General features: G+C 74.1%; 21 protein-coding genes. 14 read left to right on the top strand and 7 right to left on the bottom strand.

Features of this window, described 5'->3' with window-relative positions; translation table 11 throughout:
• Positions 1–125 precede the first annotated feature (125 nt).
• Complete coding sequence (locus ABTW87_RS25900; protein WP_350653585.1) at positions 126–755, bottom strand: TIGR03085 family metal-binding protein; 630 nt, start codon at positions 753–755, stop codon at positions 126–128.
• Positions 756–943: 188 nt separating this feature from the next.
• Here ABTW87_RS25900 and ABTW87_RS25895 point away from each other — a divergent pair, with 188 nt between their 5' ends.
• The 3 genes from ABTW87_RS25895 to ABTW87_RS25885 all read left to right on the top strand — a co-directional run bounded on the left by ABTW87_RS25895 (position 944) and on the right by ABTW87_RS25885 (position 5,519).
• Positions 944–2,830, top strand: a complete 1,887-nt coding sequence (locus ABTW87_RS25895; RefSeq protein ID WP_350653583.1) for an ABC transporter ATP-binding protein — start codon at positions 944–946, stop codon at positions 2,828–2,830.
• A gap of 108 nt (positions 2,831–2,938) precedes the next feature.
• Complete coding sequence (locus ABTW87_RS25890) at positions 2,939–4,714, top strand: ABC transporter ATP-binding protein (RefSeq protein WP_350653582.1); 1,776 nt, start codon at positions 2,939–2,941, stop codon at positions 4,712–4,714.
• 64 nt (positions 4,715–4,778) lie between these two features.
• Entirely contained in the window at positions 4,779–5,519 is a 741-nt protein-coding gene (locus ABTW87_RS25885; RefSeq protein ID WP_350653581.1) for a DUF2470 domain-containing protein, read from the top strand.
• A 62-nt stretch (positions 5,520–5,581) separates the two neighbouring features.
• Here ABTW87_RS25885 and ABTW87_RS25880 read toward each other — a convergent pair whose 3' ends face one another.
• Genes ABTW87_RS25880 through ABTW87_RS25870 form a run of 3 tightly spaced genes read right to left on the bottom strand, consistent with a single transcriptional unit; the run spans position 5,582 to position 7,700 of the window.
• Positions 5,582–6,178: a TetR/AcrR family transcriptional regulator gene (locus ABTW87_RS25880; protein ID WP_350653579.1), complete on the bottom strand. Its 597-nt coding sequence runs from the start codon at positions 6,176–6,178 to the stop codon at positions 5,582–5,584.
• Between the two features lie 32 nt (positions 6,179–6,210).
• Positions 6,211–6,966 carry an ABC transporter permease gene (locus ABTW87_RS25875; RefSeq protein WP_350653578.1) on the bottom strand — a complete coding sequence of 252 codons (756 nt, stop codon included), beginning with the start codon at positions 6,964–6,966 and terminating at the stop codon, positions 6,211–6,213.
• Positions 6,966–7,700 carry an ABC transporter ATP-binding protein gene (locus tag ABTW87_RS25870; RefSeq protein WP_350653577.1) on the bottom strand — a complete coding sequence of 245 codons (735 nt, stop codon included), beginning with the start codon at positions 7,698–7,700 and terminating at the stop codon, positions 6,966–6,968. The genes ABTW87_RS25875 and ABTW87_RS25870 overlap by 1 nt, the downstream gene beginning before the upstream one ends.
• 126 nt (positions 7,701–7,826) lie before the next feature.
• Here ABTW87_RS25870 and hisI point away from each other — a divergent pair, with 126 nt between their 5' ends.
• From hisI to ABTW87_RS25855, 3 genes are all read left to right on the top strand, one after another.
• Positions 7,827–8,261 (top strand): phosphoribosyl-AMP cyclohydrolase, encoded by a 435-nt coding sequence (gene hisI / locus ABTW87_RS25865; protein WP_350653576.1) that lies wholly within the window; start codon positions 7,827–7,829, stop codon positions 8,259–8,261.
• Positions 8,261–9,814, top strand: coding sequence for an anthranilate synthase component I (locus tag ABTW87_RS25860; protein WP_350653575.1), 1,554 nt, complete (start codon positions 8,261–8,263; stop codon positions 9,812–9,814). Before hisI ends, ABTW87_RS25860 begins: the two co-directional genes overlap by 1 nt.
• Before the next feature lie 108 nt (positions 9,815–9,922).
• Positions 9,923–10,498: a Trp biosynthesis-associated membrane protein gene (locus tag ABTW87_RS25855; protein WP_350653573.1), complete on the top strand. Its 576-nt coding sequence runs from the start codon at positions 9,923–9,925 to the stop codon at positions 10,496–10,498.
• Positions 10,499–10,507: 9 nt separating this feature from the next.
• Here the strand turns inward: ABTW87_RS25855 and ABTW87_RS25850 are convergent, their stop codons facing one another.
• Positions 10,508–10,753 carry a hypothetical protein gene (locus ABTW87_RS25850; RefSeq protein WP_350653572.1) on the bottom strand — a complete coding sequence of 82 codons (246 nt, stop codon included), beginning with the start codon at positions 10,751–10,753 and terminating at the stop codon, positions 10,508–10,510.
• Between the two features lie 492 nt (positions 10,754–11,245).
• Between ABTW87_RS25850 and trpC the strand changes: the two genes are divergently transcribed.
• The 3 genes from trpC to trpA are packed head-to-tail and all read left to right on the top strand — an operon-like array spanning position 11,246 to position 14,120.
• Positions 11,246–12,049: an indole-3-glycerol phosphate synthase TrpC gene (gene trpC, locus ABTW87_RS25845; RefSeq protein ID WP_350653596.1), complete on the top strand. Its 804-nt coding sequence runs from the start codon at positions 11,246–11,248 to the stop codon at positions 12,047–12,049.
• 29 nt (positions 12,050–12,078) lie between these two features.
• Positions 12,079–13,311: a tryptophan synthase subunit beta gene (trpB, locus tag ABTW87_RS25840; RefSeq protein ID WP_350653570.1), complete on the top strand. Its 1,233-nt coding sequence runs from the start codon at positions 12,079–12,081 to the stop codon at positions 13,309–13,311.
• A 5-nt stretch (positions 13,312–13,316) separates the two neighbouring features.
• Positions 13,317–14,120 (top strand): tryptophan synthase subunit alpha, encoded by an 804-nt coding sequence (gene trpA / locus ABTW87_RS25835; protein WP_350653569.1) that lies wholly within the window; start codon positions 13,317–13,319, stop codon positions 14,118–14,120.
• Positions 14,121–14,274: 154 nt separating this feature from the next.
• Here the strand turns inward: trpA and ABTW87_RS25830 are convergent, their stop codons facing one another.
• Positions 14,275–14,772, bottom strand: coding sequence for an NUDIX hydrolase (locus ABTW87_RS25830; RefSeq protein ID WP_350653567.1), 498 nt, complete (start codon positions 14,770–14,772; stop codon positions 14,275–14,277).
• Positions 14,773–14,876: 104 nt separating this feature from the next.
• On the opposite strand from ABTW87_RS25830, the gene lgt reads away from it, so the two are divergent.
• Positions 14,877–16,067 carry a prolipoprotein diacylglyceryl transferase gene (gene lgt, locus ABTW87_RS25825; RefSeq protein ID WP_350653566.1) on the top strand — a complete coding sequence of 397 codons (1,191 nt, stop codon included), beginning with the start codon at positions 14,877–14,879 and terminating at the stop codon, positions 16,065–16,067.
• Between the two features lie 14 nt (positions 16,068–16,081).
• Positions 16,082–17,269: an FAD-dependent oxidoreductase gene (locus ABTW87_RS25820; RefSeq protein WP_350653564.1), complete on the top strand. Its 1,188-nt coding sequence runs from the start codon at positions 16,082–16,084 to the stop codon at positions 17,267–17,269.
• A 134-nt stretch (positions 17,270–17,403) separates the two neighbouring features.
• On the opposite strand, the gene ABTW87_RS25815 is transcribed toward ABTW87_RS25820, so the two are convergent.
• Entirely contained in the window at positions 17,404–18,249 is an 846-nt protein-coding gene (locus ABTW87_RS25815; protein ID WP_502891645.1) for a GNAT family N-acetyltransferase, read from the bottom strand.
• A gap of 146 nt (positions 18,250–18,395) precedes the next feature.
• Between ABTW87_RS25815 and gltB the strand changes: the two genes are divergently transcribed.
• The 3 genes from gltB (at position 18,396) to ABTW87_RS25800 (ending at position 26,235) form a co-directional block, all read left to right on the top strand.
• Positions 18,396–23,129 carry a glutamate synthase large subunit gene (gene gltB / locus ABTW87_RS25810; RefSeq protein ID WP_350653562.1) on the top strand — a complete coding sequence of 1,578 codons (4,734 nt, stop codon included), beginning with the start codon at positions 18,396–18,398 and terminating at the stop codon, positions 23,127–23,129.
• The gene (locus ABTW87_RS25805; RefSeq protein WP_350653560.1) at positions 23,122–24,630 is read left to right on the top strand and encodes a glutamate synthase subunit beta; all 1,509 of its coding nucleotides are present in this window, start codon (positions 23,122–23,124) and stop codon (positions 24,628–24,630) included. Before gltB ends, ABTW87_RS25805 begins: the two co-directional genes overlap by 8 nt.
• Before the next feature lie 927 nt (positions 24,631–25,557).
• Positions 25,558–26,235 (top strand): response regulator, encoded by a 678-nt coding sequence (locus tag ABTW87_RS25800; RefSeq protein ID WP_350653558.1) that lies wholly within the window; start codon positions 25,558–25,560, stop codon positions 26,233–26,235.
• Positions 26,236–26,283 lie beyond the last annotated feature (48 nt).

The raw sequence follows: 26,283 nt of genomic DNA, 5'->3' as shown, positions 1-26,283 counted from the left end.
GCTGCCCCCTGACGCGCCGCCGGGGAGGGTGGCGGCGCGGCACAGCGTACGGGAGGCAGGTATCGGGCGCGATCAGTGGGTGGAGGGAATCCCATCGACGCAGGTGACCGCTCGTGCGCGGCGAGTCACAGGCCCAGTCGGGCGGCGCGCAGCCGGTCGGAAACCGCTGCCGGACCGTCGACCTGAACCCGTGCCGCCCGCTGCCGGCCGCTGAGGAAGAGCACCAGTTCTCCGGGCGCGCCCACGAGCCGGACCGGCTCGCCACCCCGACCGACGGACAGCTCCCCGTGCCCCGGCGCCTGCACCAGCACCGTGGCGGGGAAACGACGCAGCGCCAACCGGGCCAGCGCGCCCGCGCGCCGCCACAGCGCGCGCTGTAACCCGGCGGGCAGGTCGCGGGGCTGCCAGCCGGTCCCGGGGCGGCGGACGTCCTCGTGGTGGATGAAGAACTCCATCGTGTTGGCGAGCTCGTCGGTAAGCGGGTTGCTGACCGGGCTCCACAGCGGCGGTCGCCGTACCTGGTCGACCAGGCGCGTCCACGGCTGGGCGGCGAGCCGGCGGCGGACCCGCTCGGCGTGCCCCCGCAGCGGGGGGAGGATGATCCCGCCGGCCGCGTCCGGGCGCCGCTCCCGCAGCACCAGGTGGGCGGCGAGATCGCGGGTGCTCCAGCCCTCGTTGAGCGTCGGTGCGTCCGGTCCCAGCGTCTGGAAGAGATCGGCGAGCGCCGCGCGCTCCGATCGGGCGTACCTCGGCATGACGTCGATCGTAGGGCCTGCGCCGGATGCCGGCGCGCCGGAGCGCGGGCCGGCCCCCGCCCGGCGCGCCGTCCGCGTCCGCGGCGCCGCGGTCCGGGGTGACGACGGACATGCCCGCCCGGCGCGGCGGACCTGGCCCCGGCAGGTAAGGATGGGAGAGATAATTGCGGCTTACGGCGGGGGAGAGCGTGGCGAGCGGTACGAGTCGGGACGTGCTCTGGCGGGGGCTTGTGGTCCTCGGCCGGGCGATCCGGGAACAACCGAGGATCTTCGCGGTCGCGGTGACCGGCAGCGTGTTGTTCGGGTTGATGGTCATCGCCAGCGCGTTCGTGGTCGGTGCGGTCGTCGGCGACGTGGTCGTCCCGGCGATCGCCGACGGGTCGGTCGAGGTCGGCGCCCTCGCCCTGGCCGCCGTCGCGCTGTTCGGCATCAGCGTGCTGCGGGTGGTGGGCATCTTCGGCCGGCGGCTCGGCGCCGGCTACATGCAGTTCCGCCTGCAGGCCGCCTACCGCCGCCGGGTCACCCGGCGCTACCTGCAGCTGCCGCTGTCCTGGCATCACCGCAACGCCACCGGCACCCTGCTGTCCAACGCCAACTCCGACGTCGAGGCCGCCTGGTACCCGATCGCGCCGTTGCCGTTCGCCGTCGGCACGCTTGTGATGCTGCTCGGCGCGGTGGCGTCGCTGTTCGTCACCGACTGGGCGCTCGCGCTCGTCGGCCTGGGTGTCTTCCCGGCGCTGTTCGCGCTCAACGTCGTCTACTCCCGGCGGATGGCGCCGCGACAGGCCCGCGCCCAGCGGTTGCGCGCCGAGGTGAGCGGCATCGCCCACGAGAGCTTCGACGGCGCGCTGGTGGTCAAGACCATGGGCCGCGAGGCGCAGGAGACCGAACGGTTCGCCGGCCGCGCCCGCGAGCTGCGCGACGCGCTGGTCTCCGTGGGGCGGCTGCGCGGCGTCTTCGACCCGATGCTGGAGGCCCTGCCCAGCCTGGGCACCCTCGCCGTGCTGGTGGTCGGCACGTTCCGGCTGCGGCAGGGCGCGATAAGCGTCGCCGAGCTGGTCAGCGTGGCGTTCCTGTTCACCGTGCTGGCGTTCCCGGTACGCGCCATCGGCTGGGTGCTGGCCGAGCTGCCGCGCAGCGTCGCCGGCTGGGACCGGGTCCGGCGGGTGCTGGACGCGACCGGCGAGATGCCGTACGGCGACACCGTGCTCGACCCGGCCGAGCCCCGGCCGGCCACGCTCGCCTTCCGCGACGTGCACTTCGCCTACGAGCCCGCCGAGGCCCACCTGCCCGGCGCCGAGGTGCTGGGGGAGGTCACCTTCACCGTGCCGGCGGGACGCACGGTCGCCCTGGTCGGGCCGACCGGCGCCGGGAAGTCCACGATCGCCTCGCTCGCCGTCCGCCTGGTCGACCCGCGCGCCGGCACGGTCCAGATCGACGGGGTGGACGTGCGGGAACTCACCGCCGATTCGCTGGCCCGCACCGCCGCGCTCGTCGCGCAGGTGCCGTTCGTCTTCGACGACACGGTCCGGGCGAACATCGCCCTGGACCGCCCGGGCATCGGCGACGACGACGTCTGGGCGGCGCTGCGGCTGGCCGAGGCGGACGGCTTCGTCGCCGCCCTCCCCGACGGGCTGGACACCCGGGTCGGCGAGCGGGGGACGTCGCTCTCCGGGGGGCAGCGGCAACGCCTCACCCTGGCCCGGGCCGTCGCCGGCCGGCCACGCCTGCTGGTGCTGGACGACGCCACCAGCGCCGTCGACCCCCGGGTGGAGGCGGCGATCCTGGCCGGGCTGCGCTCCTCGACCGACGGGTCGGGGTCGGCGGCGGCGTCGATCCTGGTGGTCGCGTACCGCCGGGCGACCATCGCGCTCGCCGACGAGGTGATCTACCTGGAGCAGGGGCGGGTGGTCGCCCGGGGCACGCACGCCGAGCTGCTCGCCACCGTGCCGGCCTACGCCGACCTGGTCACCGCCTACGAGCAGGCCGAGGTGGAGCAGGCCGAGCAGCGCACGTACGACGACCAGGTCACGCCGCCACTGGCGTCGGGCCTGGAGATGGAGGTGGACCGGTGAGCGCGAGGAGTGAGCTTGCGAGCCCCGCAGTCGCGAACGAAAGGCGGGCCCGGTGAGCGCGAGGAGTGAGCTTGCGAGCCCCGCAGTCGCGAACGGAAGGCGGGCCCGGTGACGGTCACGGAGGCGCCGGAGGCGCCCGAGTCGACCTGGCGGACGCTGCGGCGCGGGCTGGCGCTCTCCCCGGAGCTGCGGATCGGGCTGGCGGGCACGCTCGGCCTCGCGCTGGTCTACATGGTCGGCCGGGCGGCCGTGCCGGTGGCGGTGCAGCAGGGCATCGACAACGGGATCGCCGGCGGCCTGGACCTGACCGTGGTGTGGACGGTCGTGACCGTCACCGCGGCGGTGCTCGTGGTCACCACCACCTGTGGCTACCTGATGATGCGCCGGTTGTTCACGGTCAGCGAGACCGCGCTGGCCAACGTCCGGGTACGCGCCTTCCGGCACGTGCACGACCTGTCGATGCTGCACCAGCAGTCCGAGCGGCGCGGTTCCCTGGTCTCCCGGGTGACCAGCGACGTCGACCAGATCACCCAGTTCCTCCAGTGGGGCGGCGTGATCCTGCTGATCAACCTCGGCCAGCTGGTGGTGACCACGGCCGTGATGCTCGCGTACTCCTGGCAGTTGACCCTCGTGGTGTACGCGGCGTTCGGCCCGGCGGTGTTCGTGATCCGGCTGCTGCAGCGGCGGCTCGCCGGCGCGTACGGGGTGGTGCGGCAGCGCACCGGCGCGCTGCTCGGCGCGATCGGCGAGAGCGTCGTGGGGGCGCCGGTGATCCGGGCGTACGGGATCTCCGGGCGCACCGCCCGCCGGCTCGACGAGGCGATCGACAACCAGCGGCGGGCGCAACAGAAGGCGATCCGGATCAGCATCCTGGGCAGCTCGGTCGGGGAGATCGCCGCCGGGGTGGCCCTGGCGGGCGTGGTCGTGCTGGGCGTGTACCTGGGCGCCGACCGTACGCTCAGCATCGGCGAGGTGACCGCGTTCCTGTTCCTGGTCACGCTCTTCATCCAGCCGGTGCAGATCGCCACGGAGGTGCTCAACGAGGCGCAGAACGCGATCGCCGGCTGGCGGCGGGTGCTGGACGTGCTGGACGTCGCGCCGGACGTCGCCGACCCGGGCGAGCAGGGCCGGGAGCTGCCCGCGGGGCCGCTGGACATCCGGTTCGCCGGGGTCGGGTTCGCGTACCCGGGCGGGGCGCCGGTGCTGCACGACATCGACGTGGAGATCCCGGCGAAGAGCCGGGTCGCGGTGGTCGGCGAGACCGGCAGCGGCAAGACGACGTTCGCGAAGCTGCTCACCCGCCTGATGGATCCGACCGAGGGTGACGTGCTGCTGTCCGGGGTGCCGCTGCGGCAGGTGCGGTTCGCCTCGTTGCGCTCGCGGGTGGTGATGGTTCCGCAGGACGGGTTCCTGTTCGACGCCACGGTCGGGGAGAACGTCCGCTTCGCCCGGCCGGAGCTGACCGACGACCAGTTGTCCGCCGCGTTCACCGAGCTGGGGCTCGCCGACTGGCTGGACGGGCTGCCGGCCGGCCTGCACACGCCGGTGGGCGAGCGGGGCGAGGCGCTGAGCGTGGGGGAGCGGCAGCTGGTCGCGCTTGCCCGGGCGTACGTCGCCGACCCGGATCTGCTCGTGCTCGACGAGGCGACAAGCGCCGTCGACCCGGCCACCGAGGTGCGGTTGCAGCGCACGCTGGACGCGGTGACCCGGGGCCGGACGACGCTCGCGATCGCGCACCGGCTGTCGACGGCGCAGGCCGCCGACGAGGTGATCGTGGTGGACCGGGGCCGGATCGTGCAGCGTGGCCCGCACGAGGAGCTGGTCCGCGACCCCGAGTCGGTGTACGGGCAGCTCTACGCCTCCTGGCTGGAGCAGACCCGGTAGACGCGGCCGGGCCGGTGCTCTAACCTCCGAGTTAGGTGAGGCTAACCTACTGAGGAGGTCGTGCATGCGGCCCAGCCCGGCGGAGACCGTCCGTACCCTCGTCGCGGGCCGGCTGCCCGGCCTCGTCCACGTGGCCCACCGCCCCGGCCCACACCACGCCCGGCACGTCACCGACCCGGACGGCCGGGTCCTGCTGCTGGTACCGGTCGTCAGTGACCTCGCCGCCGCGTTGCGGCCGGTCGACGGCGGCTGCGAGGTGGCGGCCGTGCTCGACGTACTGGACCTGCCGCCGGCGGCCGGGGCGCCCACCCTCGGCCGGGCCTGGGTGTCCGGCTGGGCGCGGCAGCTGCACGGCGCCGAGGCCCGGGCCGCCGCGGTCGACTTCGCCGCCGTGGACCCGACCGGTGACCTGCTCGACGTCGGCACCCGGTTCCGGCTGTACCGCTTCGAGGTGGCCGAGGCCCGCTGGGAACGCGCCGGCTCCGTGCGCCGGATCGACCCCGAGGCGTACGCCGAGGCCGAGCCGGATCCGCTGCACCCGGTCGAGGCGGCGCTGCTGGCCGACCTCGCCGACCAGCACGGCGAGCGGCTGTCCGCGTACCTGCGCCGGCAGCTCGGCCTCGGCGAGGCCGGCGCCGCGCCGCGCGTCGTACGCGTCGACCGGTACGGGCTGCTGGTCGCGTACGGCCGGCGCGGGCGCCGGGTCCGCCTCGCCTTCCCGCAGCCGCTGGCCGGTTCGGGCGACCTGGCCCGGGTGCTGCACCCGGTGCTGTGCCCCGGCGGCCGGGCCCACCACCACGCCTGAGCGCCCGCGGGCGTTAAGAAGGGGCCCCTCTACAACGCGAGGCGTTAAGAAGGGGCCCTTCCTTACGCTTTGAGCGGGCCCAGCAGGTAGCGCTGCACCGTCGGGCCCACTGCGGCGACAAGCGTCTCCGGGTCGGCGGAGGCGACCGGCTCCAGCTTGATGACGTGCCGCATCATGGCCAGGCCGGCGAGCTGGCTGGCGACCAGCGACCCGCGCAGCGGCACCTCCGCCGGGTCCAGGTCGAGGTGGTCGAGAACCCGGCGCAGGACCTGGGTGGTCAGGAACTCCCGCAGCAGCCGGGCGGTCCACTCGTTGCTGACCGCCGAGCGGAGCAGGGCCACCCCGGCGGTGCCGGCCGGGGAGTCCCACAACCCGAGGAACATCCGGACCAGCCGCTCACCGAGGCCGTCCGGGTCACCGGCGATCACCGTAGGCAGCAGCTCCCGGGGGTCGGCCGGCGCGTTCATGGCGGTCAGGAAGAGCTTGTCCTTGCTGCCGAAGTAGTGGTGCACCAGCGCCGGGTCCACGTCGGCGGCGGCGGCGATGGCGCGGATCGACGCCCGGTCGAAGCCCCGTTCGGCGAACGCCTCCCGCGCCGCCGCCAGGATCGCCTCCCGGGTGTCCGGGTTGCCCGGTCGCCGTCCGGTCCGCCGCCTCATCGCCGCCCTTCGCCCCTCGCCCGTCTCCCCGGTCAGCCGCTGCGTCGCCGCAGCGTGGCCGCGGCGAGCACCAGCGCCAGCACCGCGGCGCCGCCCACGATCGCCAGGTCCCGCCACATGGTGCCGGTCGGCTCGGCGTTGGCCCCGACCTCCTGCAACGCCTCGACGGCGTACGACAGGGGCAGCACGTCGCTGACCGCCTGGAGCCAGCCCGCCATCTCGTCCCGGGGCACGAACAGCCCGCAGAGCAGGATCTGCGGGGCCACCACGACCGGCATGAACTGTACGGCCTGGAACTCGGTGCGGGCGAAGGCACTGCAGAACAGCCCGAGCGCGACGGCGAGCACCGCGTTGACGGCCGCGATCAGGATGACCAGCCCACTGCTCCCGGCGGTGTCCAGGTCGAACAGCCAGTACGCCACGGCCGACGCGACCGCCGCCTGCACCACGGCGGCCAGGCCGAACGCGATGCCGTACCCGAAGAGCAGGTCGAGCTTGCCCAGCGGGGTGGTGAGCAGGCGCTCCAGCGTGCCGGTGGTGCGCTCGCGCAGCATCGCGATGCTGGTCACCAGGAACATGATGATGAACGGGAAGAACCCCAGCATCACCAGCGCGATCCGGTCGAACGCCGCGGGACGGCCCGGTGGCGTCGGCTGGTCGACGTACATGTAGTAGACCACCGCCAGCAGCACCGCCGGCACGACCACCAGCAGCGCGACGGTCCGCCGGTCGTGGCGCAGCTGGCGCAGGATGCGGCCGGTGGTGGCCGCCAGGATCCGCGGGTTCATCACGCCTCCCGTCCGGCCGTGCCGGCCTCGCTCGCGCGGATCATCCGCAGAAACGCCTCCTCCAGGTCGTCGACGCCGGTGGCCGCGCGCACCGCGGCCGGGGTGTCGTCGGCGATCAGCCGTCCCTCGCGGATCAGCAGCAGCCGGTCGCAGCGGGCGGCCTCGTCCATCACGTGACTGGAGACGAGCAGGGTGGTGCCGGCCGCCGCCATCGCGTGGAACCGGGCCCACAGCTCGGCCCGCAGCACCGGGTCCTGCCCGACCGTCGGCTCGTCCAGGACCAGCAGCTCCGGGTCGCCGACCAGCGCGCAGGCCAGCGACGCCCGGCTGCGCTGGCCGCCGGAGAGGGTGCTGACCAGTTGGGTGGCGGCCTCGGCCAGGCCGACGTCCGCGATCGCCCGGTCGGCGTCGGCGTGGCCCCGCCCGTGCAGCCGCGCGAAGTAGCGGGCGTTCTCCCGGACGGTCAGGTCGGCGTACACGCTCGGCGCCTGCGTGAGGTAGCCGACCCGGTGGCGCAGCTCCGGTGCGCCGGCGGGCCGCCCGAGCACGGTCACCGTGCCGGACGTGAGCACCTGCACGCCGACCAGCGCCCGCATGAGGGTGGTCTTCCCGCTGCCGCTGGGCCCGAGCAGGCCGGTCACACTTCCGCGCGGCACGGTCGCGCTGATCCCGTGCAGCACCCGCCGCCCGCCCCGGTCCACGACCAGGTCACGGACGGCGACGGCGTCCTCCATCGCACACCTCCCCGAAACTCATCAAATGTTGAACTCAACGGTAGATGAGATCCGTCCCTCCGGGCAAGGCCCGGCAGGCGGGAGCCCGCGCCGGTCCCCGCGCCGGGTGCGGGAGAATGGCTCACTGTGTCCGTACCTGATGCGCCGGTGACCGGCGCCGACCCGCGACCCGCCGGCGGCCCGGCCCGGCCCTCCCGCCTGGACCCGGCGGTCGCCGCCCGGCTCCGGCGTACCCCGGACGGCCTGGTCGCCGCGGTGGTCCGCCAGCACGACACCGGCGAGGTGCTGATGGTCGCCTGGATGGACGACGAGGCGCTGCACCGCACCCTCACCACCGGCCGGGCCACATACTGGTCCCGCAGCCGTGGCGAGTACTGGGTCAAGGGCGCCACCTCCGGCCACCACCAGTACGTCCGCTCGGTCGCCCTCGACTGCGACGGCGACGCGCTGCTGGTCGGCGTCGACCAGGTCGGCCCGGCGTGCCACACCGGGCGACGCACGTGCTTCCACACCGAGCTGCCGGTCACCGGCGTGCTCGGGGACGAAGGGCAGGGCCAGTGATGACCGACGGCAGGGTGAGCCCGGACGAGGCGACCTTCGCGGAACTGGCCGCCCGGTGGCGGGTGGTTCCGGTCACCCGGCGGCTGCTCGCCGACGCGGAGACCCCGGTGGGCGTCTACCGCAAGCTGGCCGGCGGCCCGGGGACCTTCCTGCTGGAGTCCGCCGAACAGGGCGTCGGCTCGGCGGGAATGGCCTGGTCCCGGTACTCGTTCATCGGCGTCCGCAGCGTCGCCACGCTTACCGAGCGCGACGGCTCGGCGATCTGGGCGGGGCGGCCGCCGGCCGGGCTGCCCACCGCCGGCGACCCGGTCGCGGTGCTGCGCGAGACCGTGGCGGCGCTGGCCGGGCCGGCCGCCGACACCGCCGCCGGGCTGCCGCCGCTGACCGGCGGCATGGTCGGCTACCTCGGGTACGACCTGGTCCGGCGCTTCGAGCGGCTGCCCGCGCTCACCGACGACGATCTCGGCGTGCCCGAGCTGGGCATGCTGCTCGCCACCGACCTGGTGGTCCTCGACCACTACGACGGCTCGGCGATCCTGGTGGCCAACGCGATCCTGCCACCGCCGGACGCGCCCGGCCGGGAGACGGCGGTCGCCGCCGCGTACCACCAGGCGGTCGGGCGGCTGGACGCGATGACCACCGCCCTGTCCCGGCCGATCCCGCCGATGATTTCCACAGTGGACCGGCCGCCGGCCGGCGACGTGCTCTGCCGTACGCCCGAGGGCGGCTACCCGAAGGCGGTGGAGGAGGCGAAGGAGGCGATCCGTGCCGGCGAGTGCTTCCAGATCGTCCTGTCGCAGCGCTTCGAGCGGGCGACCCACGCCGACCCGCTCGACGTGTACCGGGTGCTGCGCACCACCAACCCCAGCCCGTACATGTACCTGCTGCGCTTCGACGGCTTCGACATCGTCGGCTCGTCGCCCGAGGCGCACCTGAAGGTGACCACCGACACCGACGGGCAGCGGCGGGCGCTGCTGCACCCGATCGCCGGCACCCGCCCCCGCGGCGGCACCCCGGCGGCCGACGCCCGGCTCGCCGCCGACCTGCTCACCGACCCGAAGGAGCGGGCCGAGCACGTGATGCTTGTCGACCTGGGCCGCAACGACCTGGGCCGGGTCTGCCGACCGGGCACGGTCGAGGTGCCCGAGTTCGCCACCATCGAGCGGTACAGCCACGTCATGCACATCGTCTCCACGGTGGTCGGCACGCTCGCCGACGACCGCACCGCCTTCGACGCGCTCGCCGCGACGTTCCCGGCCGGCACGCTCTCCGGTGCACCGAAGGTGCGGGCCATGGAGATCATCGAGGAGCTGGAGCCGGTGCGGCGCGGGCTCTACGGCGGGACGGTCGGCTACTTCGGTTTCGGCGGCGACCTCGACATGGCGATCGCGATCCGCACCGCTCTGATGCGCGACGGGCGCGCGTACGTGCAGGCCGGCGCCGGGGTGGTGGCCGACTCCGACCCGGCCGCCGAGGACCAGGAGACGCGGAACAAGGCGGCGGCCGTGCTCGCCGCGATCGCCGCCGCCGAGACCCTGCGAGCGGCCCGGTGAGCGCGAGGAGTGAGCTTGCGAGCCCCGCAGTCGCGAACGAAGAGGTGGCCCGGTGAGCGCGAGGAGTGAGCTTGCGAGCCCCGCAGTCGCGAACGAAGAAGCGAGCCGGTGAGCGGCGGTGACCCCGGCGCGCGGCCCGCGGCGGGCCGGCGCGAGCTGACGTACGCCGTGCTGCTCGGCCTGGCCGGCGCGGGCCTCGCGGTCTGGGCGGCGACCCGCACCTGGGCGGTCGACCTCGCGTCCCGTCCCGCTCCGCTGCCGCCGGTGCGGGAAGCCCGCAGCGGCGCGGACCTGCTGCCCTGGCTACCGGCGCTGGCCCTGGTCGCGCTGGCCGGCTGCGGGGCGGTGCTGGCCACCCGGGGGCGGGTGCGGCGGCTGCTCGGCGGTCTGCTGGCCGGGCTCGGTGCGGCGGTGGCGGCCGGCGGCGGCTACGGCCTGGGCGCCGGGTTCGTCGGCGAGGTCGACCGCCGGTGGCCGGCGCTCTGTCTGGTCGGCGGGATGCTCGCCCTGGCCGGCGGCCTGCTGACGGCGGCCCGGGGGGCGCGGTGGCCGGCGATGGGCGCCCGGTACGAGCGGCGGACCCGGCCGGCGGAGCCGGCGCCGGTCGCGGGCCCGGTGACCGGCGCCCGCACCACCGACGCGTGGGACGCGCTGGACCGGGGCGAGGACCCGACCGACGACTGACCGGCCGGCTCAGGCCGCCGGCTGGCGGTCGCGGGCGGCGGCTCGCGCCGCGGCCAGCTCGGCGATCAGGCGGTCCAGCTCGGCCCGCTGGTCGGCCCGGGCCCGGTCGGCGCAAACGGCCTCCCACGCGTTGCCCCGGGCGGTACGCATGCGCCCCTCGCCGATCACGGCCCGTTCGAGGGTGTGCACCACGCCGACGGCGAGCGACGCCACGGTACGGGAGATGGTGGTGAGGTCGATGTTCTCAGTGCTCATGGTCAACCCCGTACGGAGATCGTTCTGTTGACTCGGCGGACGCCCCATCGAGTCTGCCCGAGGGACATGCTCGCCGGCTCACGTTTCGCTGTCGTGACCGCCACGTCAACTCTGCGGCCGGGGTGCTGGCCAGGGAAAGGGCCGTTCGTCCTTGAGCTTGCTCACAACATCGACGGGCATCGTCGCGCCCTTCGGCGGGAGCGCCCGCACCGTCGGGCGGATAGCATGGCGTCGATGTCCTGGGTGGTTCTCCCGGTGCCGGTCGGCCCCGCTCCGCGGCGAGGGGCCGTGGCCGAGCGTGATTCGGTCTTCACCCGAAGTCCGGCATTATGCCGCAGCCCACTTCGTGAGGAGCGCCATACCCCCGGCGGTCCGGGTCCGGCGACGCCCCCCTAGCATCGGCCCATGACACCCGGAGAGGGGAGTCCGTTGGTGACTGCTGAGCATGCGCACGCGGAAGGGGACGACGCCGGTCCGGCGAAGCCCGGGAGCGTGCTCGACGAGATCCTGGCCGGCGTGCGCGAGGACGTGGCCCGGCGGCAGGAGCAGGTTCCGCTGGAGCGCATCCGGGAACTGGCCGCCGCCGCCCCGCCTCCGCTGGACGCGTACGCCGCCCTGCGCAAGCCGGGTGTGGCCGTGATCGCCGAGGTGAAGCGCTCCTCGCCGTCCAAGGGCCGACTGGCGGAGATCGCCGACCCGGCCGACCTGGCCGGCGACTACGCGGCCGGCGGCGCCCGGGCGATCAGTGTCCTCACCGAGGGGCGCTGGTTCGGCGGCTCGCTTGACGATCTGGCCGCCGTCCGTGCCGCGGTCAACGTGCCGGTCCTCCGCAAGGACTTCGTGGTCTCGAGCTACCAGGTGCACGAGGCCCGCGCGCACGGCGCCGACCTGGTGCTGCTGATCGTCGCCGCGCTGGAGCAGAACGTGCTGGTCGGCCTGCTCGAGCGGATCGAGTCGCTCGGCATGACCGCGCTTGTCGAGGTGCACGACGAGGAGGAGGCCGACCGGGCGCTGGAGGCCGGCGCGCAGGTCATCGGGGTCAACGCCCGCGACCTGCGTACCCTGGAGGTCGACCGCTCGGTGTTCGAGCGGATCGCGCCCGGCCTGCCCAGCAGCGTGGTCAAGATCGCCGAGTCGGGGGTGCGTGGCCCGCACGACCTCATCCGGTACGCCTCGGCCGGCGCCGACGCGGTCCTGGTGGGCGAGGGCCTGGTCACCCAGAAGAGCCCCCGCGAGGCGGTGGCCGAACTGGTAAACGCCGGCAACCACCCGGCCACGCCCCGCCCGGTGCGCTGAGCGCTCCGGGCCCGCAGAGAGGAACCGCGATGAGCGTCGACGCGTCGGCCCCGACCGGTTCGTATCCGGACGCCACCGGGCACTTCGGCCGGTTCGGCGGCCGCTTCGTCCCCGAGGCCCTGGTGGCCGCGCTCGACGAACTCGACGGGGCGTGGCGCACGGCGATGGCCGACGAGTCGTTCCGGGCCGAGTTCGCCGCCCTGCTGCGGGACTACGCGGGCACCCCGTCCCTGCTGTACGAGGCCCGGCGCCTCTCGGCGAAGGTCGGCGCGCGGGTCCTGCTCAAGCGGGAGGACCTCAACCACACCGGCGCGCACAAGGTGCGCAACGTGCTCGGCCAGGCCCTGCTGACCAAGCGGATGGGCAAGCAGCGGGTCATCGCCGAGACCGGCGCCGGCCAGCACGGCGTGGCCACCGCAACCGCCGCCGCCCTGTTCGACCTCGAGTGCGTGGTCTACATGGGCGAGGTCGACACCCGGCGGCAGGCGTTGAACGTGGCCCGCATGCGGATGCTCGGCGCCACCGTCGTGCCGGTCACCACCGGGTCGCGCACCCTCAAGGACGCGATGAACGAGGCGATGCGCGACTGGGTCGCCAACGTCGACAGCACCCACTACCTGATCGGCACCGCCGCCGGCCCGCACCCCTTCCCGGCCATGGTCCGCGACTTCGTCCGCGGCATCGGCGACGAGGCCCGCCAGCAGTGCCTCGACCTCACCGGCGGCCTGCCCGACGCGGTCACCGCCTGCGTCGGCGGCGGCTCCAACGCGCTGGGCATCTTCCACGCCTTCGTCGGCGATCCCGACGTGCGCCTGTACGGCTTCGAGGCCGGCGGCGACGGCGTGGCGACCGGCCGGCACGCCGCCAGCATCACCGGCGGCTCGTCCGGTGTGCTGCACGGCACGCGCACGTACGTGCTCCAGGACGCCGACGGCCAGACCGTCGAGTCGCACTCGATCTCCGCCGGCCTGGACTACCCGGGTGTCGGGCCGGAGCACGCCTGGCTGCACGACAGCGGCCGGGCGACGTACCTGTCGGTGACCGACGCGGAGGCGATGGCCGCGTTCGAGCTGCTCTGCCGTACCGAGGGCATCATCCCGGCGATCGAGAGCTCCCACGCGCTGGCTGGCACCGTCGCGATCGCGCCGAAGCTCGCCGCCGAGCTGGGGCGCGAGCCGGTCGTGGTGGTCAACCTCTCCGGCCGCGGTGACAAGGACGTGCACACCGCCGGGGAGTACTTCGGCATCCTCGACAAGGAGTGACGAGCGTGAGTCGAATCGGGGTCGCGTTCGACAAGGCCCGGGCCGACGGCCGGGCGGTCCTGGTCGGCTGCATGCCGGCCGGGTTCCCCACGGTCGAGGGCAGCATCGCCGCGATGACCGCCATGGTCGAGGCCGGCGTCGACGTCATCGAGATGGAGATCCCGTACTCCGACCCGGTGATGGACGGGCCGGTCATCCAGCGGGCGAGTGACATCGCGCTGGCCGGTGGTGTCCGGGTCGCCGACGCGCTGCGGGTCGTCGAGGCGGTCGCCGCGACCGGCACGCCGGTGGTGACCATGACCTACTGGAACCCGGTCGAGCAGTACGGCGTCGACGCGTTCGCCCGGGACCTCGCCGCTGCCGGCGGGACCGGCCTGGTCACGCCCGACCTGATCCCCGACGAGGCGCAGGAGTGGCTGGCCGCCTCCGACGCGTACGGGCTGGACCGGACGTTCCTCGTCTCGCCGTCCTCCACCGACGCCCGCCTGCGAATGACCGCCGAGCACTGCCGTGGGTTCGTCTACGCCACGGCGATCATGGGGGTCACCGGCGCCCGGGCGCAGACCTCCGAGGCGGCGCCGGTGCTGGTGTCCCGCCTCCGGGAGGTCACCGATGTGCCGGTGGGCGTCGGGCTCGGCGTCAGCACGGGCGCGCAGGCCGCCACGGTCGCCGGGTACGCCGACGGCGTCATCGTCGGCAGCGCCCTGGTCCGCTGCCTCCTGGACGTCCCGGACCTCGCGTCGGGCCTGACCGCCCTCCGCACCCTGACCGCCGAACTGTCCACCGGCGTCCGCACCCCCACCCCCTGACCCACCCAAACCCCCTGACCCACCCGTCCCACCCCCCGCCCGTCCCGCCTCCGCCGCGTCGATCATGGAGTTGTGGTGGGCGTTGTGGCATGGTTCGTCCCGCTCTGTTCCCGCCACAAGTCCATGATCGGCGGAAGCTGGCGGGGGTGGCCGGTCAGGGGAGGGGGGTTGGGGACGGGGTTGGCGGCGCCGTACGTGGGGATGGCGCCGGTACCCGCGGGCAGTCGCGGATCACGCCGCTGCGGCCGGCGAGGGCGTCGGTCAGGGCGGCGCGGGTGGCCGGCGTGAGCGTGCCGGGCAGTTCCGCCGGGGCGTGCCAGGAGAGCCGACACCCGCCGACCGGGGCGTCCACCGGCGCCGTGCCGAGCGTCCGGGCACGGAAGACGTGCACGAGCACGTCGGGCAGCGGGCCACCACGACCGGCCGGAGGCGTGTCGGGCTCGACGAGGTGGTAGAGCCCCACCAGGTCGACCACCTCGACCTCCCAGCCGGTCTCGACCCGGATGTCCCGGATCGCCGCGCGAACCGGGCTCCGGCCGGGCCGCAGCCGCCCGCCGGGCAGCGCGTACCGTCGCTCACCCTGCCGGCAGAGCAGCACCCGCCCGGAGCCGTCCGTGACGACGGCGGCGACCGCCCAGGTGAGCGTGCTCATGACAGTCGAGCCTACGGCGGTGGCCACCGGAAGTCATGGAACAGCGACCCGGCCGGCGTACCGGGGTGCCGCGCGGGGGCCGATCGGCGGTAGCCTGTGCACCCGTGACCCTCGCCTCGCAGACACCCCTGGCGGCCCTGCCCAGTCCGACCACCGCCGTGTGGCAGGTGGGCCCCTTCCCGATCCGCGCGTACGCGCTCTGCATCATCGCCGGCATCGTCGTGGCCTGCTGGGTCACCGAGCGGCGGCTGCGCCGGCGCGGGGTGGCCCCCGGCGCGGTGCTCGACATCGCGCTGTACGCGGTGCCGGCCGGCATCGTCGGGGCGCGGATCTACCACGTGATCACCTCCCCGGAGAAGTACTTCGGCACCGGTGGCGACTGGGTGAAGTCGTTCTACATCTGGGAGGGCGGTCTCGGCATCTGGGGCGCGGTGGCCGGTGGCGCGGTCGGCGCGTGGTTCGCCGCCCGCCAACTCGGCATCCCGTTCGCGGTGGTGGCCGACGCCCTCGCCCCGGGCCTGCCGCTGGCGCAGGCGATCGGCCGGCTCGGCAACTGGTTCAACAACGAGCTGTACGGCGGCCGCACCACCCTGCCCTGGGGCCTGGAGATCCACCGGATGGACCCGGACAACCCGGGCCGGGCGCTGCGCGACGACGCCGGGCAGCCCATCCTGGAGGAGGGCCTCTACCACCCCACCTTCGCCTACGAGCTGCTGTGGAACCTGGGCGTGGCCGCTCTGGTGCTGGTCCTCGACCGCCGGCTGAAGCTGGGCCGGGGCCGGGCCTTCGCGCTGTACGTGATGGGTTATACGGCCGGCCGGTTCTGGATCGAGATGATGCGCACCGACGAGGCGAACACGATCCTCGGCGTACGCCTGAACGTCTGGACCGCGGCCGTCGTCTTCCTCGCCGCGCTCGTGTACTTCCTGCGGGTGCGTGGTCCCCGTGAGTACCTGATCCCGGTCGGTGCGGCGGCGACGCCCGCCCCCGACTCCGACGTGTCCCAGGTCGACCTGTCGGCGCGGGAGGCGGGTTCCCAGCCGGCGGCGCCCGAGGGGTACCGGGTGGTCGGCGAGGAGCAGTTCCGGCGCTGGCGGGAGACCGGCGAGGTGCCCTCCGGGACGGAGACCGGCGCCGAGCGGCCCCCCGGGGCCGACGAGCCCGGTGACGCCGGCACCGACGCGACGGCCGACCGGACGCCGGAGCCGGCACACCGGGCCGCGGGCGACGGGGAGACCGGGGAGGCCGGGGCCCCGGACGCCGCCGGCGTCCGGCCCGCCGACCGCGACAGCTGAGCGGGGAGGACCGCATGCGCAGCGCGGTCGTGGTCGGTGCCGGCATCGGTGGCCTCGCGGTCGCCGGCGCGCTGGCGCGTTCGGGCTGGCAGGTCACCCTGGTCGAGCGCGCCGACCGGATCCGTCCGGAACCCACCGCCGTGGTGCTCTGGCCCAACGGGGTACGCGCGCTGCACGCCCTCGGCCTCGGCGCGGGGCTGGACGCGATCGCCACACCGCTGCCCGATGGCGGCGTACGCCGCCCGGACGGCCACTGGCTCGTGCCGCCCCGTTCCGCGCCGGCCGACCGTAGGCCGGTGGTGGTGCACCGCGAGGACCTGCACGACGCGCTCATCGCCGGGCTGGGGGAGGGCGTCGAGCTGCGCACCGGCGTGACCGTGCGTACCGTGCGCGCCGAGCCGGGCGCCCGCCCCTCGGTCGGCGACGGCCGGCACGGCGTCGAGGCCGACCTGGTGGTCGCCGCCGACGGCGCCGACAGCGTGATCCGCGCCCAGCTCGCGCCCGAGGCGACCGTGATCAGCTCCGGCTGTGCCGCCTGGCGTGCGGTGATCCCCTGGTACCGGGCGCCGCGGCTGCCGGCCGACGCGCCCGTCGGCGGGGAGGTCCTCGGTGCCGGGTACCGCTTCGTCTCCGCCTCGCTCGGGGAACGCGGCTCCTCCGGGGCGTCGAGCCGGGGCGGGATCTACTGGGTGGCGACCGCGGCGGGCGCGCCCCGGCCGGAGTCGCCGGAGACCCAGCTCGCCCTGCTGCGGCGCTGGTACGCGGGCTGGCCCGCCCCGATCGCCGACCTGCTCGACGCCACCGATCCGGCCGACCTGGTCCAGCAGGAGATCCGCGAGCTGCGGCCGCTGCCCCGCGCGTACGGTTTCCCGGCCGGCCCCGGCGGGGTGGTGCTGCTCGGTGACGCGGCGCACGCCATGCCGCCGCACCTCGGGCAGGGCGCCTGTCTCGCCTTCGAGGACGCGGCGACCCTCGCCGCCCTGGTGCGCGAGTCCCGGCTGCCGGACGCGGTGGCCGCGTACGACCGCGCCCGCCGGCCCCGTGCGGCGGCGATGGTCCGGCAGGCACGCCGCATGTCGGCGGTGCTCCAGGCCCGTGGCCGGCTGGCGTTGCGCGCGCGGGACGCCGCCCTCGGCGCGCTCACCCCGCGCCTGCTGGGCAGCGCCGCCACAACCGCCGCCCGGTGGCGCCCCCCGACCTGACCCTGACTCTTCCCCCCCGCCGATCATGGAGTTCTGGTGGTGGAAAAGTCCCCCTGATCGCCGCAGAACGCCCACCACGACTCCATGATCGACGAGCCTGGCGGGGCGGGGGTGGGGGGTGGGGGAGGGGTGTGTCAGGGCACGACGGGGGCGGGTTCGGCGATGCACGCGGTGCCGATGCGGCGGAAGCCGACCCGCAGGTAGACCCGGGCGATCTCCTCGCTGCCTGCGGAGAGGAAGATCAGGTCCGTGCCGGCCTTGAGCAGCGCCCGGGCCAGCGTGGCGGTGACCGCCGCGCCGAGGCCGCGGCGACGGGCGACCGGCAGGGTGGCCACGCCAGCGATCTCCGCGACGTCGGCGACGCGCATCGCCATCCCGCTGGCCAGCGCCCCGTCCTCGGGGGTGCCGGCCAGCGCCGACAGTCGCCGGCCGTCGGCGATGCGGGCCTGTTCCTCGTCGAGGGCCGCCACGTCCAGTTCGTTGAGCGCGGCGTCCCGCTCGGCGGGGCCGGCCGGCCCGCGGTCAGTGCCGGGCGCGGAGAATCCGACGGCGGCGATGGCCCGGTGTGCGGCCACCGCCGCGGCGAAGTCCGGGTCCGCCGGGTCCAGCAGCCGCACCGGTACGTCGCCGAGCGTCGCCGGCTCGGGCAGGGCGGCCGGGTCGAGCACCAGCAGCGGTGCCTCGAGCGCGGCCAGGCCCGCCGACCGGGCGACGGCGAGCAGGTCGGGGTTGATCTCGTGCACCCACTCGAAGGCCTCCGGCAGCCCGAGCTCCCGCTGGCGCTCCCGGACGGCGGCGACGTCGGCGAGGGTGGGCGGGGTGGCGGCGTCGAGCCGGGGCCGGGCGTAGAACGGCCAGCCGGCACCCTCCCGGACGAACAGCACCAGGCCGCCGTGCTCCTCGGCGCGGGCCGAGTCACGGGGCACCGCGTCGTAGAAGCGTTCCAGCCGCTCGACCGTATCCTTGTGCACGGGATCCACCGCGCGAGACTACACGTCTCACAGTCTGGAAGGTGTGATCAATCTGCACTGGCCTTGCGCGGACCCCCCTAACGTAGACTCAAATGACCCTTGAGGGCCGACGTCGTCCCCACCGAGATCCAACCTGAGTGACGACAGGAGGCCCGGTGGCCTTTCCGTACCCGCACAACAGCGCCCAGCAGGTCCCCCACCTCGGCCCCGGTGCGCCCCCGGCCGGGCTCTACGACCCCGCGCACGAGCACGACGCGTGCGGTGTGGCCTTCGTGGCGGATCTGCACGGCCGGCGGTCGCACGGGGTGGTGGCGAACGGCCTCGCCGCCCTCTGCCGGCTGGATCACCGGGGCGCCCGGGGCGCGGAGCCGAACACCGGCGACGGCGCGGGGATCATGATGCAGGTGCCGGACGCGTTCCTGCGCGCGGTGGTGGACTTCCCGCTGCCGCCGGCCGGGGAGTACGCGACCGGGTTGGTCTTCCTGCCGGACGACGACGGGGGCGAGGCGCGCGCCCGCCGGGTGGTGGAGAAGTACGCGCTGGTCGAGGGCGCCGACCTGCTCGGCTGGCGGGACGTGCCGGTCGACCCGTCCGGCCTCGGCGAGACGGCCGTGGCGGCGATGCCCCGGGTCCGGCAGCTCTTCCTCGCCGCGCACCGGCTCACCGACTCGCCGGCCGGGCCGGCCGGGTCCCGGCTGGGCGGCATCGAGCTGGAGCGGGTGGCGTTCTGCGTACGCAAGCAGGCCGAGCGGGAGTCGGCCGAGCGTGGCGTGCCGGCGTACTTCCCGTCGCTGTCCGGTCGCACGATGGTCTGGAAGGGGATGCTCACGCCGGACCAGCTGCCGGAGTTCTACCCGGAGCTGACCGACGAGCGGGTCCGGAGCGCGATCGCGCTCGTGCACTCCCGCTTCTCCACGAACACCTTCCCGTCCTGGCCGCTGGCGCACCCGTACCGCTTCATCGCCCACAACGGCGAGATCAACACCATTCGCGGCAACCGGAACTGGATGCAGGCGAGAGAGTCGATGCTCACGGCCCCGCTGCCGGCAGCCGGCGGAGCCGGCTGGCACCTGCCCGGCAACATCCGCCGGATCTTCCCGGTCTGCACCCCGGCCGCGTCCGACTCGGCGAACTTCGACGAGGTGCTCGAGCTGCTGCACCTCGCCGGCCGGAGCCTGCCACACGCGGTGCTGATGATGATCCCCGAGGCGTGGGAGAACGACCCCGACATGCGCGCCGACAAGCGCGCCTTCTACCGGTTCCACGCCAGCCTGATGGAGCCGTGGGACGGGCCGGCGTCGGTGGCGTTCACCGACGGCGAGATCGTCGGCGCCGTGCTGGACCGCAACGGCCTGCGCCCCGGTCGCTGGTGGCAGACCTCCGACGGGCTGGTCGTGCTCGGCAGCGAGGCCGGCGTCCTCGACCTGGACCCGGCCACCGTGGTCGCCAAGGGCCGGCTCCAGCCGGGGAAGATGTTCCTGGTCGACACCGTCGGCGGGCGGATCGTGCACGACGACGAGATCAAGACGGAGCTGGCCGCGGCGCAGCCGTACCAGGACTGGCTGCACGCCGGCCTCATCGACCTGACCGACCTGCCGGCCCGCGAGCACATCGTCTACACCCACGACTCGGTGCGCCGCCGGCAGCAGACCTTCGGCTACACCGAGGAGGAGCTGAAGATCCTGCTCGCGCCGATGGCCCGGGCCGGCGCCGAGCCGATCGGCTCGATGGGCACCGACACGCCGATCTCCCCGCTGTCGACCCGGCCGCGGCTGCTCTACGACTACTTCCACCAGCTCTTCGCCCAGGTGACGAACCCGCCGCTGGACGCCATCCGGGAGGAGTTGGTGACCAGCCTGCAGTCCACCATCGGGCCGGAGGGCAACCTGCTCGATCCGGGCCCGGCCAGCTGTCGCCAGATCGTGCTGCCGTACCCGGTGATCGACAACGACGAGCTGGCCAAGATCCTCTCCATCGACGAGGACGGGGACCTGCCTGGTTTCAAGGCGGTCCGGGTCTCCGGGCTGTATCGGATCCGGGAGGGCGGCGCGGGCATCAAGGCGCGGCTGACCGAGATCTGCCGGCACGTCTCCGAGGCCATCGAGGACGGCGTGCGCATCCTGGTGCTCTCCGACCGGGACTCCAACGCCGACCTGGCTCCGATCCCGTCGCTGCTGCTCACCGCCGCGGTGCACCAGCACCTGGTCCGCGAGCAGACCCGGACCCAGGTGGCGCTGATCGTCGAGTCCGGCGACTGCCGGGAGGTGCACCACGCGGCGGTGCTTATCGGGTACGGCGCGGCGGCGGTCAACCCGTACCTGGCGTTCGAGTCGGTGGAGGACATGATCTCCACGGGCGCGCTGGTCGGCGTCGAGCCCGCCACCGCGATCCGGAACTACGTCAAGGCGCTCGGCAAGGGTGTCCTGAAGATCATGTCCAAGATGGGCATCTCGACCGTGTCGTCGTACTGCGGCGCCCAGGTCTTCGAGGCGGTCGGGCTGGACGCCCGCCTCGTCGAGCGCTACTTCCGGGGCACCCCCAGCAAGATCGGCGGCATCGGGCTGGCCGAGATCCACGCTGAGGTGGCCGCCCGGCACTCCCGGGCCTGGCCGGCGCCGGGGGCGGCGGCGACCGACGGGCTGGAGGTCGGCGGCGAGTACCAGTGGCGCCGTGAAGGTGAGCTGCACCTGTTCAACCCGGAGACGGTCTTCCTGCTCCAGCACGCCACCCGCAGCCGCCAGTACGACGTCTTCCGCAGGTACACCGCCAAGGTCGACGAGCTGGCCGCGCAGGCGGGTTCGTTGCGCGGCCTGTTCACGCTGCGCACCGGGGTGCGCCCGCCGGTGCCGGTCGAGGAGGTCGAACCGGCCGCCGAGATCGTCAAGCGGTTCGCCACCGGCGCCATGTCGTACGGGTCGATCTCGGCGGAGGCGCACGAGACCCTCGCGATCGCGATGAACCGCCTCGGTGGCAAGTCCAACACCGGTGAGGGCGGCGAGGACGTGGAGCGGCTCTACGACCCGGCCCGCCGGTCCGCGGTCAAGCAGATCGCCAGCGGCCGGTTCGGGGTGACCTCCGAGTACCTGGTCAACGCCGACGACATCCAGATCAAGATGGCCCAGGGCGCCAAGCCCGGCGAGGGCGGCCAGCTGCCGGGCAACAAGGTCTGGCCGTGGATCGCCCGTACCCGGCACGCCACCCCGGGCGTCGGCCTGATCTCTCCGCCGCCGCACCACGACATCTACTCCATCGAGGACCTGGCCCAGCTGGTGCACGACCTCAAGTGCGTGAACCCGTCCGCGCGGGTGCACGTCAAGCTGGTCAGCGAGGTCGGCGTGGGCACGGTCGCGGCGGGCGTGGCCAAGCTCAAGGCCGACGTCATCCTCATCTCCGGTCACGACGGCGGCACCGGCGCGTCCCCGCTGAACTCGCTGAAGCACGCCGGCACGCCGTGGGAGCTGGGCCTGGCCGAGGCCCAGCAGACGCTGCTGCTCAACAAGCTCCGCGACCGGGTCACCGTCCAGGTCGACGGCCAGCTCAAGACGGGCCGGGACGTGCTGATCGCGGCGCTGCTGGGCGCCGAGGAGTTCGGCTTCGCCACCGCACCGCTGATCGTCGAGGGCTGCGTGATGATGCGGGTCTGCCACCTGGACACGTGTCCGGTGGGCATCGCGACGCAGAACCCGGTGCTGCGCGAGCGGTTCACCGGCCGGCCGGAGTTCGTGGAGAACTTCTTCCTCTTCCTCGCCGAGGAGGTCCGGGGGTACCTGGCCGAGCTGGGCCTGCGCTCGATCGACGAGGCGATCGGCCGGACCGAACTGCTCGACGTCACCCCGGCGGTCGACCACTGGAAGGCCGCCGGCCTCGACCTGGGCCCGGTGCTGCACCTGCCGGAGCTGCCCGAGGGCGCGGCCCGCCGCGGCGTACGCGCCCAGGACCACGGCCTTGACCTGGCGCTGGACAACGAGCTGATCGCGCTTGCCGGGCCGGCCCTGCGCGACGGCACGCACGTGCGGGTGGAGGTGCCGGTGCGCAACGAGCACCGCAGCGTCGGCGCGATGCTCGGCGGCGAGGTGACCCGCCGCCACGGCGGCGCCGGCCTGCCCGCCGACACCATCGAGTTCGACCTGCGCGGCACGGCCGGGCAGTCGTTCGGCGCGTTCCTGCCGCGCGGGGTGACCCTGCGGCTGCACGGGGACGCCAACGACTACGTCGGCAAGGGCCTCTCCGGTGGCCGGCTGGTGGTCCGACCGGACGAGGCGGCGCCGTTCGTGGACGCCGACGCCGCGCGGGGCGCGCGGGCGGAGGACCAGATCATCGCCGGCAACACCATCCTGTACGGCGCGACGTCGGGTGAGGTGTTCCTGCGCGGCCGGGTGGGGGAGCGGTTCGCGGTCCGCAACTCGGGCGCGGTGGCCGTTGTCGAGGGTGTCGGTGACCACGGCTGTGAGTACATGACCGGTGGGACCGTCGTCGTGCTCGGCCCGACCGGGCGCAACTTCGCCGCCGGCATGTCCGGCGGCACCGCGTTCCTCTGGCGGCTGGACCGGCGGCTTGTCAACACCGAGCTGGTCGACTTGGCGCCGCTGCGCGAGGAGGAGCGGGCGACGCTGCACGAGCTGGTCCAGCGGCACTTCGCCGAGACCGACTCGGCGGTCGCCGAGGACCTGCTCAAGCGCTGGCCGGAGGCGGTGGAGGAGTTCACCGCCGTGGTGCCCCGGGACTACCGCCGGGTGCTGGAGATCATGCGGGCCGCCGAAGCCGCCGGCCACGACGTCGACGACGCGGTGATGAGTGCGCTGGCGGCGCCCGCCGCCCCGGCGGCGCCCGCCGCTGCGTCCATGCCGCCCGCCCCGCGGGTGGTCGCCCAGGAGGTGGCTCGTGCCTGACCCGAACGGTTTCCTGCGCTACGACCGGCGGCTGCCCGCCCGCCGGCCGGTGCCGGTGCGGATCATGGACTGGCGCGAGGTGTACCCGCCGGCGGGCGAGGAGCTGATCCGCGAGCAGGCGACCCGCTGCATGGACTGCGGCATCCCGTTCTGCCACGACGGCTGCCCGCTGGGCAACCGCATCCCGGACTGGAACGACCTGGTCCGCACCGGCAACTGGGACGCCGCGGTGGAGTCGCTGCACGCCACCAACAACTTCCCGGAGTTCACCGGCCGGCTCTGCCCGGCGCCCTGCGAGGCGGCCTGCGTACTCGGCCTTGGCGGCCAGCAGCCGGTCACCATCAAGCAGGTCGAGGTGGAGATCGCCGACGCGGCGGTGGCCCGCGGCGGGTTGCGGCCGCGCCCGGTGCCGCCGCCGACCGGCCGTTCGGTCGCCGTGGTCGGCTCCGGCCCCGCCGGGCTCGCCGCCGCGCAGCAACTGGCCCGCGCCGGTCACGCGGTCACCGTGTACGAACGCGACGACGCCCTGGGCGGCCTGCTCCGGTACGGCATCCCGGACTTCAAGCTGGAGAAGCGCCACATCGACCGGCGGCTGGCGCAGCTGGCCGCGGAGGGGGTGCGCTTCCGGGCCGGGGTGAACGTCGGCGTCGACGTGACCGCCGAGCAGTTGCGCGCGGAGCACGACGCGGTGCTGCTGGCCTGCGGCGCCCTCGCCGGTCGGGACGCGCCGGAGACGCCGGGCCGGGCGCTGCGCGGTGTCCACCAGGCGATGGAGCATCTGGTCGCCGCCAACCGGGTGGTGGCCGCGGCGGGGGAGGGCCGGCCGGCCCTCGCCGTGCTCCCCGACGGCACGCCGATCGACGCGGCGGGCAGGCACGTCGTCATCATCGGTGGCGGCGACACCGCCGCGGACTGCCTGGGCGTCGCCCACCGGCAGGGCGCGGCCGGCGTGCACCAGCTCGACCTCTACCCGCAGCCGCCGCGCGGCCGGGACGAGGCCCGGGACCCGTGGCCGACCTGGCCGTGGATCCTGCGCGAGTACCCGGCGCACGAGGAGGGCGGGGAGCGGGTGTTCGCCGTCGCCGTGCAGGAGTTCGTCGACGACGGCACGGGCGCGGTGCGGGCGGTCCGCGTCGCCGAGGTGACCGTGGAGAAGCGGAACGGCCGGCGCATCGTCACCCCGCTGCCGGGCACCGAGCGCGAACTCCCGGCCGACCTGGTGCTGCTGGCGATCGGTTTCGACGGCACCGAGGAGCAGCCGCTGCTCGGCCAGCTCGGGGTGGTGCGCAACGCGCGCGGGGCGGTCGACGCCCGACCGGACTGGCGGACCGGGGTGGACGGCGTCTTCGTCGCCGGTGACATGCACCGGGGCGCGTCGCTGATCGTGTGGGCGATCGCCGAGGGCCGGGCAGCCGCCGCCGCGATCCACGCGTACCTGGGTGGCACGGGATCGCTGCCGGCTCCGGTGGACCCGGCCGCGCAGCCGCTGGCGGCCCGCTGACCGGGGCGGGCGGACCGGTCCCGGCGTAGGCGCGGCCGGGACCGGTCGGTGGACGCCGCCGCGGCCGTCGGGGGTGGCCCGACCGTCCGGGACGCTCGTCGAGCAGGTGCGGGATGCGCCCGCTCGACATTGTTTGGCGGACTGGCACCGGTTAGCCCGGTATCGCTGTGGTATTGCTTTTGCTCTCCTGCTGAGTACAATGCCCGGGCTCGCCCCCCGATGAACAGGCGTGACCAATTGTTCGGTCGATATTCTTGGACGTCCCGGCGCCCGTTTCGTCAATTGTTCATCGGTTGGCTGCCGGCGCCCGTGCGGCCGCCCGGGTGACCTGAACCGGGCTCGTGGCCGGTTGTCCGCCCGCCTACCGCCCGGTTGGTCGACGGTCGGCCACGTGCGGTGCGACTTCCCTGCTCGCGCGGGGTCGAGAGGGCTCCGGGAATCGCCACCGACGGCGGTCGACACCCGTCCCCGCGCCGTCTCGTAACGACTGGCTTCCCGGCCGGTAGGTACCCGGCGACCCCGACCGCCCGCCGGCTATCGGCTGCAGGTATTGCGTAAACGCCGTTGGGTGGCGGAATGTCAGAACCGTTGGACGAACCGCCCAACAAGTCGTACAACATCGATAAACGTAATAGTGATGCCGATTTACCGACGGTAATTGCCGCACCGGTGGTCCCAGGATGTGGAATGCAGCGGATTGGATCTTCCGACTCACGGGATTTTAGCTAATCTACATGTCCATCTTGTCATTGACGGTGAGCCTTTGTCCGGCTGACTACACAAAGTATGTGTGCAACTTGCAGACAGTCACGGCATTCCGGGACGGAGCATTAAGGGCGCCGCGCGTGGCGTCCGGCACGCGCAGCGGACGGCGTGTGCCCACTCGGGTACCCGACCGTTGACGGCAAGGAAGCTGGGGAGGCGCGGGTGTCGTTGCGTGTGTTGATCTGCGACGAGCGGACGTTGGTCAGTGATGGCCTACGAACACTTCTCGAGGGTGAGTCCGATGTCGAGGTCATCGGGGGGACCGGCAGCGGTGCGGAGGCGGTGGAGCTGGTCCGGGACAGCCAGCCGGACGTCCTGCTCACCGGCCTGCGCCTGAAGGACATGAGCGGCAGCGAGTTCCTCCAGCGACTCCGCGAGGGCGGGGCGGAGCCGCATCCGCCGGTCGTGGTGTACGCGTTGGGCGAGCTCGAGGACTCGATGGTCGATCTGGTCCGGGCGGGAGCCAACGGGCTGCTGGCGGAGGACGCCAGCAGGGAGGAGCTGCTCATCGCGATCCGGGCGGTGGCCAGCGGTCACGCCATGCTCGGCCCGCCGGTCGCACGGCGGATGCTGGACTGGTTCCGCAGCAGCAACGACCCGGTCGGGGTGCCCTACCCGGCGGTGGCCAACAACCTCACCGGGCGGGAGCGTGAGATCCTCCTGCTCACCGCACAGGGAATGTCGGCGGACGAGATCGCGCGCAAGCTGTTCATCAGCGTCGCGACGGTGCGGACACATCTCTACCGGCTGCGCTGCAAGCTGCAGCTGAAGGACCGTGCGCAGCTGGTGTCGTTCGCGTACCAGACCGGTCTGGCCCGGTCGTTCGACGCCCGGCCCTGACGCCGCCGTCCCCGGGCCGGCGAGCAGCCGACCCGGGGACGGCGGCCG

The organism is Micromonospora sp. NPDC126480, from assembly GCF_040302465.1.
Taxonomy (GTDB): domain Bacteria; phylum Actinomycetota; class Actinomycetes; order Mycobacteriales; family Micromonosporaceae; genus Micromonospora.
The sequence above is the reverse complement of the archived record's forward strand: the minus strand, read 5'-3'. Positions and strand labels throughout refer to the sequence as shown.